This window comes from Nostoc sp. UHCC 0252, from assembly GCF_034931145.1.
Classification (GTDB): domain Bacteria; phylum Cyanobacteriota; class Cyanobacteriia; order Cyanobacteriales; family Nostocaceae; genus Nostoc.
In genome coordinates, this window is record NZ_JAYGHE010000067.1 from 30,420 (window position 1) to 40,304 (window position 9,885).

Here is a 9,885-nt window from a genome sequence, read left to right on the forward strand (position 1 = left end):
TGTTGTGATTAACAAATGACAAAATTTTCTGTAATGCTGATATCTCCCAGAGCTAGTTTAACGCTGAAACGTTCTCCCATCTCACAACTAAATTCCAATTGAATATTCTTATTGCTGCTTCTAGTTTGGGCTTCCATCACAGATGCACCCTCAAAATCTAGTATCATTAGATGGAGATTTGGGGGTAGATGATGTTGTCCGTTTGTTGGATGTACTTCTACGATAATGTCCATTTCTTGCCCGTTGTCTGGTGGTAGGGTGACAACTAAAACCACTGCGCTTTGGCGTAGCCCGGCGTTGGCATCGCTCAAAGTTTTTCCTAAATCAATCAGCTTGCCCCTACTAATAAAAGCGCCATTAGCACTTCTAAAACTCCAAGCTGGATTGATACTTGGAGTCCCTAAAAGAGTCTCAATTTCTTGCCACCCAGATTCAAAAATATTCTCTAACCATTGCTTCAAATTAACTAAATTCTGATTACAGTCCAGCGAATTATCAGCAAGTTGGAATTGAGAAAGTTCTTCTAAGTACTCTAATAGTTCATCTAAGGGTTGCAATTGATTAATGGGTAACAAGTCATTTTGTACTTGTTTGACAAATCCCAGCAATTTCGCTTCTCTAAATGATTCGCGTATCTGCACAGCTACATAACCGATTCGATTTGACTGTACTTCCGGCGGCACATAAAGAAATTCTGCATCTGACAATACTGGGCGACATTCTAATAAACCCAAGTTTTTAAGCGACAAATCAGCGACATCCATCAGTGTCTGTTGGATGACATTCCAACTGTCACTTTTATTCAAGTCTGTCTCAAATCCCATACAACATAGATAATAGTTTACAAAAGACACAGACAAAGTATTGAGATAAACTTGTTCGCCTTTTGCTTGTGTGGCTTGTTGTCTGCGTAACTCTTCTGCTCGATGCCTTCCATCCACAGGTATCGGGGCTGAAAATGTTAAAACGTCTATGATTTTTCTCATATTTTTCCTAACTAGTTAGATAAGATTAAATATACAAATATTCTTGAAATTTATTAGCAAATTTTTTCAAACAACGTTGGTAAAAATTGTGTAAAGATGTGATTCCAATACCCCATTCCGCTGAAATATCTTTCCAAGAAATACCAGAACATCTTCTTTGAGCTATGGCTTGAAAATTTGCCTCTGGATGACCTTTGATGTGTTCTTTGCAAAAAATTAACTCTGGATCTGATTCTATACATTCTCTTACTTGTTCAAATAGAGACATAGATTGAGATGAGGGTATATTTTCCCAGTGAAAGTTTTCGAGATTTATTTCATTTTCTTTGCCCATAACTTTGGGGATAGCTTCTGGGAAAAAACGTTTAGTTAATAGCATATTTACCCAAGTTATTACTTCACCGCGTTCTGGGTCATATTTATTAATATTGTTATCTTGACAAAGATAGAAAAATAAATTTTGTACTGCCTCATCATAGATATCTTCGTAAAGTAGTTGAAATTGGCCTTTATAAGGACGAACAAGCTTACCTGACTGCCAAATAGCATTAATCAGACGTGTTAGACCTATCCGCTTTCCCTTGCTTAGGTGTGTGTATTGTTGGGCTGCGATCGCTAATTCTTTAAGTTGTGCATCTAGTTGTTTTCTCCAGTCATTAGTCATAAAAGACCTCGAATCAGAACGCACCAAGTTGCGAATTCATATATATCTCATGGATTGATCGCGACTTTTACACAAACCAGCCACAATTGTTACAAAACTTTGTGTTCAGGCGTTGAACTGGGGACTGGGAAGATTTGGCTCGGCGCAATACCAGATTCTTTCTTTGGTGTTCACGCTGACCTCCTTTTAAATTCGATAGTAAGTTAAATTCCTTTTTGGTGGAGGTATGAGCCACTAGAATTGTCTGGATTACTCCTCATTTTTACATTCTTGCTCGATAAAACTCAGTAGTTTTTCCTCAAACTCAGTTAAGTAAGGGCGTTTCAGTTCTCCCAAACACTTCAAAACTGCCTCTGCTGGCGCTTCTAGCTTGCCACTGTCCCGTAACCGACTGATGCGATAAGCCTAACGGCATGGCTTCGCTTACCGCAAATCACCTGCATCTGCTGACATTACTAGGGCAAGTAGTTGAAGGACTTCAGGTGCTGCAACGCAACGGAGTACTCGCCATCCCACATATAAAAAGTATTATTAATCCAATCCCAGATTTCTCATCGCTTTCCACAAATTAGGTCGTCGCTTATGCTGGATTTTCCATTGGGACAACAAACTATCATAATTCTGCGGTGCTAACTCCTTCAAGGCAGACATCCATTGTGCATTTTTCGTATAATCCGAGCTTTGAGACGAGTCCGGTCTGGGTACAAAGTTGTGTAAATTTGCTTGCCAATAAGCTATCACTCTTTCCCACAAATCAGAAGGTGCATATTCTTGGAGATACGTTCTCCTAGAAATATCATCCCGTGTTGATAGTTGGTTTGGTAGAATCACAACCTCATAAAACTTGGGGTAGGGGGATTTTCCCTGATACTTTATCTCGGTCAAATCTTTTGTTAACAAATGTAAAACACTATATTCCCCACCCAGTTGCCCCTGTTCTTCAGGTAAATTTTCCAACCACTCGATAATTTGTTGCCTAAACCAAGTATGTCCTTTTCCCTTAGTTGTAATACTATCGAGCAACCAATGCAACCACCAAGTATCTACGGGTTTTTGATGTGCATATAAACCTGAGTATCTGTATGGTGTACCACGTTTAATTATTGATTCACGCCAAGATGTAAACAAAGATTTGTGAGTATCTTTATTAACTGGTATCTCAGCAAAAGCTGTAAACATACTCGACCAGTCGTAACAATATTCAAAAGTAATATGCTGAATTTCTAAAGCATTCACCCGTTCGATTTCTCCCAATTCTCGAACAGCTTGCTGATAATAGCGAAGTAAAGTTTTTTCCTTTTCCCAATTCCCAGGAGCGTAAGAAAATCCATCCACAGCAACAAATAGCAGCGAGTTTTCAGGTGTCCAGGGATTCAAGTCAGGTTTGTTTTTTAATAACGCATCCAAAGTCTCTTGAATCACTGTAAGACTTTCTCTATATTCCTGTTTAGCCAACAAATCCTCAATTACAGGTAAACCATTTTGCCATTCCTGGGAAATAGTCGCCCGGAGATTGTTCAAATATATCTCTGGGGTTGCAAATTGCTGCATCAATTCCATGTAAACTATATGCCAATAAGAAAAAGTACTCTCTAGATCATGCTTCCACAGAGAAACTTCTCGATTGGCTGTCAATCCGTCAAAAATTAACTTTTTTTCAACATCAGGTAAATGGGAAAAGAAATCGGTCACAGCATCATCATCTAAACTGGTATGGTAAAATTCCTCATCCAATTCCCTAATTTTTTGAGCTAATTTGAACCCATCTTGTCCTTGTGACTGCACCAATAACCATTCCCATTCCAATAAGCTACTTGTTGTCGCTCCTTCCAAATGAATACCATTAGCAATTTCCATCCAGTCGGGTATACCATTAGAGATTTCACTTTCTGCTAACAACAAACTGGCTGCAAAACCATCGTCATTACTAAAGCCATTCTCAAAAGCCGTTTTTACCAATGGCTTCATCTTTTGTGCAACAGCTTCTAAATCTTCAACAAAAGTACAGTCATCAAAATAAGGTTCTTCCCAGCTTGCTTCTTGGACTATATATTTCCCTTCTGACTGGGATGCTGACAAAATAATCTGATTCCATTCTCTCCATAATTGAGACCAAGTTTGAGCTAATTTCGCCAAAGAAGTTGGTTGTGCTTTGCTTGTTTTTACCTGTTCTACTGTTTGAGGTGGAGCGATGATTTGAGTTAAAGTCTCCTGGGTATTGCCTTGCAGTTGAGCAAACACAGTTACTCGCTGTTCGTCGGATAAAACCGCAAATAATTCATCCAGTAGCTGGGAAATTTCCCCTTCTGTAAGTGCTTCAAAGATGCGCGAACCAACAGAGGTTTCTTGTTTAATTTTACTCAAAGAATTGCTCTGGCTCTTTTTTGGCATCTTGGTAAATCCCCTTAGCATTACATAAATAGCCTATTTCAACCGGAAGTAACGAGGAGGACACTCAAACATTATTTAACAAACGTTAATTTGCAATTTCAGCTTCCAGCAAACTCAACACTTTCTCTTCCAAATCCGTCAAATAAGCCCGCTTCAGCCTCCCCAACGACTCCAAAAACTTCTGCACCGACTCCTCCAGCCCACTCGAATACACCCGACTGATGCGATCAGCTACGCTGGGCGCTTGCGCCATCGCAAATCACCTGCATCTGCTCACACTCGGCAGGCAAGTAATCGTAAGACTTCAGATGCTGCAAGCCAACGGCGTACTCACCATTCCAGGTTTTGACAGTGCAGCTGAATTCACCTACATGGTTGACTATTCCCCAACATCCACCTTTGCCCCTAAGTTCCGGGTTGTCCTTGGCTAAAATTTGGCACACCTCCCCGATCTGGTAGGTATTGGGTACTTTGGTGCATTCCATTATCTGCTGCACCACATCCTTCACGATTCTACCACTTGGGACTTTACCCTCTGCTTTTTCTACCGCCTGCTGCCATGCTTCTGGCTGTTGTTGAGGTTCTAGCTTTGCCAGAGGGCGAACTTGTACTTCTGATGTGGGCAAAATTTGGGAACTATTAGTTCCCATTTCATCCTGGCTTTCATTTTGGGAACTATTAGTTCCCATTTTTATATTGTCAACTATCAAACAACCAGCTATTAAATAATTTACATGGCGGTGAGTATAACTAAACCTGTCCCTGCAATATTCCTCAAAGGTTTTGTGGGTCGAACGGTACAGTCTGCGATCGCGTAACTCCATCAAAGCCTTTCCCGCCTCAAAAAATGCCCTCTCTACTTTTCTCTCCAGGTGCAAGCGATCGCTAATTTCCTGCTCGGTTAATTCTGGAACTTCAACGGCAGTAACGTTAATTGTTGCTAAGGCTGGGTTTTCTTGCTGGGAGATATCCTCATTTGCAGAGTTAGCGGGTGGGTTGGAATCACTCTTTGCGGCAGAAGTGGCTTTGTTGCGGTTCGAGGGTGGTTTAGCCATTATTCCACCCCTAGCTGAACAGTACTGGAACGTATATCGAGTTGTGCCATGATGGAGGTGTAATTAAATTGATATTAATTCCCCAAACCTTTTACTGAGGTTGGGGTTTTCCTTAACTTGTTTACATATATATTTGCATCTGCGGTAATCATCCTTGTTGCTTTGTCGGCTTTGGCATTGTCTCTACATTTCCGTATATAAAATGTCCATGACAAGGAAAGCGGCATGAGCTTACCTGCCGCTTTGAAAACCCCAAGCTGTACTTGTGGAGCTATAACCGTTGCCAGTAGAGCATTTTGACACGCCAACAGTTGCTTCGCTTCCTGAACTGAACCGTGTCGCAGTTTATGTATGGCTTGGTGCAGCCCACTGTGTGCATTCGTTGCACCATTCATTGCTGGAAAGTATTACTTGTGGGTCTGTCATTTTTTAGAACCCCCTTCAGACTAAGAACTCTCGACTTACTTCCTAAAAGACAACACGAATTTAGAGCGATCGCTTTCACGATTTAGGCTCTACGCTAATACTGCTTAGGTTTTACATACTTCATAGAAGAAGTATAGCACTATTTCCACACATTATGTAAATATAGGAGTATCAGTGAGAGAAATTGTAATGCAAGGAATACCTTTGGATTTGGTATCCCGGATTGACTGGGATCAGGAATATGGTGAGTTTTTATTTCAGCAAAGAGAAGACAAGAAACTTTCTAGAGAAGAAGTAGCGCAAGCAATTACAGGGCTTGGAGAACCTTGTTCTCAGCAGTTAATTCATAAAATAGAAAAATGGAAGGGTAAAGGTGATCGCTCTGTTTCTTTGTCTCTTATCTTGAAATATTGCCAAATTTTAGGGATCGAGCTTAGGCAATTTTATCCTGTTGTAGCACAAACCCTTAGTTACCCGTTGTTACAAAAAATCTCGTCCGTAGCCGTTGATAAATTTCCATAAAATATGTAAAATAGTAAGAGATAAAACAAAGGACAACCGCTTCAGCCTGGAAAACTTGTGCGATCGCCCTTTGACCCTTTTACAAGGAAATCTTATTATGACGCATCCAACCTATACACAGCAAGCGCTCTCCCGCTATAATCTCCCCCGCCTCAAAAGAATCGCTGCCGAACTCGGTGCTACACCTACCGGCGATAGAAGAGCGACTGAATCCTGGGTAAACGCAATCATCACCCACCAATCCACGCAGCTTCAGAAAATTGACAACCAAGCCCTCGCCCAAGCCGAACTCGACAACTACATCGCTGACCAAGCCCAAGCGATTGCACCCGAAGAACTGACAACCGTAGAAATATCTTTCTACAATCACGAGATTTACTGCGGCAAAGAACTGATAGCCAGCATCACCTATGACGATGATCTAACTCAACCTTGGGTAGTCATGGTGGACAGTAAAGAGAAATTCCGCGCTAATACCTGGGCTAGATGCCACCGTTTCATTCAATGGCATCACCAGGACAGTACGTTAAATGAGGCCACCCCAGCAGCAACAGAAACACCTTGCACTACCGAGAACGTAATCATGGCGCATATCTTCAACGAGTGCCAGAATTACGGGTTTGAAATTCTCAATGATGGCATTTACAACAACAACGGCGTGAAACTAGGGCAAGTCGGATGCACTGACGGGAACTGGTGGGTGAAGAGGCGTTATTCAGTCCAGCAGCAGTATTCTAACTCGGTGCTTGATGCTGTGCGATCGCTGTCTGTGGTGGATGTGTCTACTGATGGTAAATCCATTTTTGATGAATATATTTTAGACCAACCGTTAGAACAGCTAACTGGCGATAGATTGCAACGGCTGCTGGAGAGAACGGAGTTAGTCACAGCGTAAGTTTTGGGCTTCGCCTGGGAAAAGGTTAAAGGGTAAGGGGGAAAAGGTAAATTTCTTCATTCCCTTCCCCTTTGCCCTTTCCCCCTTTTCCCTAAAACACATTCCCTTCATTCACCTATTCATGTATGCAACCGACAATCTCGATCCCTCAACACTGGCCCTACCCTCGCTTTAACTTGGAACAGCGTACACAACAGGGCATCATCTTGGGACTTTATTACTATCCTTTGGGTACAGAACTGGCTGAACAATTTGATGATGGTTGGCGCTATGTGCTGATGCCTAACAAGAATTCTGATGAAATATCGTACTTGCAAGAGAATCAAATTCAACCGCTCACGCCAGAAGAATTATTCCAGCAAATTACCGCAGAGATTGACTTTTATCAACAACAGATAAACATTCTCAACCGACAGTTAACTGTATTAACTCAAGGTGCAAACAATGGCTAATTCTACAGACAACTTTGACCGTCGGGCCAATCATTTGCTGCGTTCGATTCGACTTTGCGGTGGTTGTGTTCCTCTGCACCGTTTGCAATTCCAATTCTCCGATTCAGTCATTCAAACACTACTGGATAGAGAACTGGTGCAAGTACAGAACACGGGACGCAGCTTTTTGTTGGAGATTGCCAAGGATTTTTAGGTTATTAATCCTAGAGGATAAAAGCATGATTGACCACATTAATGCACTTCAAACAAGTTGGTATATTTCCCCACCTTGGGGACAAACAATTCCACCCGTTGAGGTGAATTTACTGGAGAGAGTTTACCTGCGAACCAACAGAACATTTGGTTATTGCTGCGGTATGCAGTGGAAGCATGAGTGCTGGATTTATTCAATTGATTGCCGCAATGAAATACTCCACGCCACACAAAACCAAATTATCGGGACTGGAGAGTTAGAAACCATCAAGGTGCAAAAACCTGCTTTTGTTTTGGGCGAAACAGTGATCCTCTGTTCTCAGGACAAAGGAACAAAGCAACGGCTGATTTTGGGGATTGCGCTGGTGCATGATTCTTGGTTTTACCTTGTTGAATTAATGTCGCCAACGTTAATTATAGCGTTTCCTAGTCTACTGAGGTACACCCAAATCTTGTTTACCAAGGTTAGTAGCTTTGAAAACGTACCTCACTAGGTTGGGAACCGCTATAAGACACCAACTATATCGAATCGTTTCTCATTAGTTGGTGAGAAAAGTTTGCTGCGAGTGAATACCTAAAGTTTTGAAATTTACTTAGGAGTCGAACAGGATGAGTTTACCTTTAAATCAAAATGTTTTAGTCGAGTCTCCATCATTGAGAACTTCTGCACTTTCTAACCTAGATGATTCTCGTGCCCAAGAAGTTCTTAGCAAAGCAAAGGCAATAGTGTTTGCTGTATGGAACGGTAGCGGCTGGGCAACTACTGCACAAATAGCGGAATATTTTTCAGTTACAGAGTCCGCAGTCAAAGAACTAACAAGAGTAAATCAATCTGAATTCCAAAGCCTCGAAACTAAAACCCTTACAGGCATTGACTTACGTGATGCTCGACAGACACTCTGTCTACCATCGAGAACTTCCCAAATTAGAGTTTTTTCGGCTTTGGGTGCATTAAGGATCGCAATGATCTTGCAGCAATCTCAAGTAGCAGCGCAAGTTAGAACCATCATTTTAGACTTGGTTGCAGCAGTTCCTAGCATCACTCCTCAAACTCCTGCACCTGTTCCTGCTCTCCCACCGGTTGAGCAGCGCTTACAAACTTTGGTCGAGGCGATGAGAACTTTAGCCGAACTCACAGGTGGCAGACTCAACCCGTACATGGAACAGCAATTCAAAGACTATGCCGGGAATCTTCTGGCAGAACACAACAGAAAATTGCTAACCCCTTCAGAAGAACGCTGGCTTGGCGTAGTCAACTTTGCAGAGAGCGAACTTGGTAAGAAAGTCCCCCTGAGCGGCGCTCACTATCGCGGACACTTGGGCACATGGGTTCGCACGTTTTACCCACAGTTAGGCGATCGCCAAGAAACGCGATTGGTTAACGGTGTGCAGCAGCCCATCTATGTCTACGCTTGCCACGATCCGGCTGTTGCGGCTGGGTTGACCAAAGCTATAGAAGAGTTCTTTGCTCATCCCAGTCCTGGTGCAGCGCTAAGGCAGGCGGGAGCTTTCGCTAGTAAGAAAGAAAAGGTATCGGTTTAATAGCCATCAGTCTTTAATTATCAGTTCCCTAAATCTTCTGACTGTTGACTAATTAAATAATACCCATGTAGAGAATTAGCACTGAAAATTTTATGATCATTCCCTTTGATTTACAAGCAAAAGTCACAGCCACTGATGGTAAAGAGTGCATAATTAGCACTGCTTATGTAGACATCATCCAAATTCTGGCTTCTAAAGAATTAGCTCAAGCTGACCCAGAAATGAGGGGAACTTTAGACATGATTGCAGAAAATGGGAGCTTTTGTGGCGACGGTGTTGATGAGTTTCTGAGCGATGTTTTAGATGAACTTCAGGACTGGGAATTTGTCGAAGAAATTGACGATGGCAACAGTACTTACTGGGTGCTTACCCCAAAAGGCGTTTTGCTCCAAGCTGAACTGTAACGAAAATAATCGAGCGCACAATCGCAATTGACCAAGCAATTACGGATTGCTCCCTTTTATTCCAGAGTTCGAGGACACATAACTATGACGAGATTTCAAGACCCAAGAGCAGCAGCACTAGCCCAACAGATCGACCAAATCAACGTAATCGGTTGGGAAGGAGCCTGCGACATGGCATTACAACAGCACGCAGCGAAAAGCGAATTATCCCCAGTAGAAACAGTATTGCGTTGCGATATGTTCCGAAAGAGAGCGCAAGATACGGCTGATAAACGACAAGCAATTTGGGCACAACAAGTAAGCCAAAATATTAGCGGAATCGAATGGTACACCGTTGAGTACGGCGGCATGACTGT

General features: G+C 42.2%; 13 protein-coding genes and 1 pseudogene. 8 read left to right on the forward strand and 6 right to left on the reverse strand.

Going from position 1 to position 9,885, the window contains the following annotated elements:
* Nucleotides 1–8 precede the first annotated feature (8 nt).
* The 6 genes from VB732_RS27590 to VB732_RS27615 all read right to left on the reverse strand — a co-directional run bounded on the left by VB732_RS27590 (nt 9) and on the right by VB732_RS27615 (nt 5,491).
* A complete protein-coding gene (locus tag VB732_RS27590; protein ID WP_323234066.1) occupies nt 9–986 on the reverse strand; it encodes a DUF1822 family protein in 978 nt (325 codons plus the stop codon).
* 25 nt (nt 987–1,011) lie between these two features.
* Nucleotides 1,012–1,650 carry a sigma-70 family RNA polymerase sigma factor gene (locus tag VB732_RS27595; RefSeq protein ID WP_323234067.1) on the reverse strand — a complete coding sequence of 213 codons (639 nt, stop codon included), beginning with the start codon at nt 1,648–1,650 and terminating at the stop codon, nt 1,012–1,014.
* 531 nt (nt 1,651–2,181) lie between these two features.
* Nucleotides 2,182–4,041 (reverse strand): hypothetical protein, encoded by a 1,860-nt coding sequence (locus tag VB732_RS27600; protein WP_323234068.1) that lies wholly within the window; start codon nt 4,039–4,041, stop codon nt 2,182–2,184.
* Between the two features lie 85 nt (nt 4,042–4,126).
* Nucleotides 4,127–4,294 carry a hypothetical protein gene (locus VB732_RS27605; RefSeq protein ID WP_323234069.1) on the reverse strand — a complete coding sequence of 56 codons (168 nt, stop codon included), beginning with the start codon at nt 4,292–4,294 and terminating at the stop codon, nt 4,127–4,129.
* On the reverse strand, nt 4,269–5,096 hold the full coding sequence (locus VB732_RS27610; RefSeq protein WP_323234070.1) for a hypothetical protein: 828 nt from the start codon (nt 5,094–5,096) through the stop codon (nt 4,269–4,271). Before VB732_RS27610 ends, VB732_RS27605 begins: the two co-directional genes overlap by 26 nt.
* Nucleotides 5,097–5,170: 74 nt before the next feature.
* Nucleotides 5,171–5,491: a hypothetical protein gene (locus VB732_RS27615; protein ID WP_323234071.1), complete on the reverse strand. Its 321-nt coding sequence runs from the start codon at nt 5,489–5,491 to the stop codon at nt 5,171–5,173.
* A 205-nt stretch (nt 5,492–5,696) separates the two neighbouring features.
* Here VB732_RS27615 and VB732_RS27620 point away from each other — a divergent pair, with 205 nt between their 5' ends.
* From VB732_RS27620 to VB732_RS27655, 8 genes and pseudogenes are all read left to right on the forward strand, one after another.
* Nucleotides 5,697–6,044, forward strand: coding sequence for a helix-turn-helix domain-containing protein (locus tag VB732_RS27620; RefSeq protein ID WP_218108011.1), 348 nt, complete (start codon nt 5,697–5,699; stop codon nt 6,042–6,044).
* A gap of 97 nt (nt 6,045–6,141) precedes the next feature.
* Nucleotides 6,142–6,939 carry a hypothetical protein gene (locus tag VB732_RS27625; RefSeq protein WP_323234072.1) on the forward strand — a complete coding sequence of 266 codons (798 nt, stop codon included), beginning with the start codon at nt 6,142–6,144 and terminating at the stop codon, nt 6,937–6,939.
* 125 nt (nt 6,940–7,064) lie between these two features.
* A complete protein-coding gene (locus VB732_RS27630; protein WP_323234073.1) occupies nt 7,065–7,391 on the forward strand; it encodes a hypothetical protein in 327 nt (108 codons plus the stop codon).
* Complete coding sequence (locus VB732_RS27635; RefSeq protein ID WP_323234074.1) at nt 7,384–7,584, forward strand: hypothetical protein; 201 nt, start codon at nt 7,384–7,386, stop codon at nt 7,582–7,584. The genes VB732_RS27630 and VB732_RS27635 overlap by 8 nt, the downstream gene beginning before the upstream one ends.
* Before the next feature lie 25 nt (nt 7,585–7,609).
* Complete coding sequence (locus VB732_RS27640) at nt 7,610–8,077, forward strand: DUF1392 family protein (RefSeq protein WP_323234075.1); 468 nt, start codon at nt 7,610–7,612, stop codon at nt 8,075–8,077.
* 115 nt (nt 8,078–8,192) lie between these two features.
* Nucleotides 8,193–9,125 carry a hypothetical protein gene (locus VB732_RS27645; protein WP_323234076.1) on the forward strand — a complete coding sequence of 311 codons (933 nt, stop codon included), beginning with the start codon at nt 8,193–8,195 and terminating at the stop codon, nt 9,123–9,125.
* Between the two features lie 92 nt (nt 9,126–9,217).
* Nucleotides 9,218–9,529, forward strand: coding sequence for a hypothetical protein (locus VB732_RS27650; protein WP_323234077.1), 312 nt, complete (start codon nt 9,218–9,220; stop codon nt 9,527–9,529).
* Between the two features lie 84 nt (nt 9,530–9,613).
* Nucleotides 9,614–9,885: pseudogene (locus VB732_RS27655) on the forward strand (hypothetical protein); the annotation flags it as partial.

Coding starts and splice junctions, on each gene's coding strand:
- VB732_RS27640 (WP_323234075.1), top strand. CDS start 7,610: ATGATTGACCACATTAATGCACTTCAAACAAGTTGGTATATTTCCCCA.
- VB732_RS27625 (WP_323234072.1), top strand. CDS start 6,142: ATGACGCATCCAACCTATACACAGCAAGCGCTCTCCCGCTATAATCTC.
- VB732_RS27605 (WP_323234069.1), bottom strand. CDS start 4,294: ATGGCGCAAGCGCCCAGCGTAGCTGATCGCATCAGTCGGGTGTATTCG.
- VB732_RS27650 (WP_323234077.1), top strand. CDS start 9,218: ATGATCATTCCCTTTGATTTACAAGCAAAAGTCACAGCCACTGATGGT.
- VB732_RS27615 (WP_323234071.1), bottom strand. CDS start 5,491: ATGAATGGTGCAACGAATGCACACAGTGGGCTGCACCAAGCCATACAT.
- VB732_RS27635 (WP_323234074.1), top strand. CDS start 7,384: ATGGCTAATTCTACAGACAACTTTGACCGTCGGGCCAATCATTTGCTG.
- VB732_RS27645 (WP_323234076.1), top strand. CDS start 8,193: ATGAGTTTACCTTTAAATCAAAATGTTTTAGTCGAGTCTCCATCATTG.
- VB732_RS27600 (WP_323234068.1), bottom strand. CDS start 4,041: ATGCCAAAAAAGAGCCAGAGCAATTCTTTGAGTAAAATTAAACAAGAA.
- VB732_RS27610 (WP_323234070.1), bottom strand. CDS start 5,096: ATGGCTAAACCACCCTCGAACCGCAACAAAGCCACTTCTGCCGCAAAG.
- VB732_RS27590 (WP_323234066.1), bottom strand. CDS start 986: ATGAGAAAAATCATAGACGTTTTAACATTTTCAGCCCCGATACCTGTG.
- VB732_RS27595 (WP_323234067.1), bottom strand. CDS start 1,650: ATGACTAATGACTGGAGAAAACAACTAGATGCACAACTTAAAGAATTA.
- VB732_RS27630 (WP_323234073.1), top strand. CDS start 7,065: ATGCAACCGACAATCTCGATCCCTCAACACTGGCCCTACCCTCGCTTT.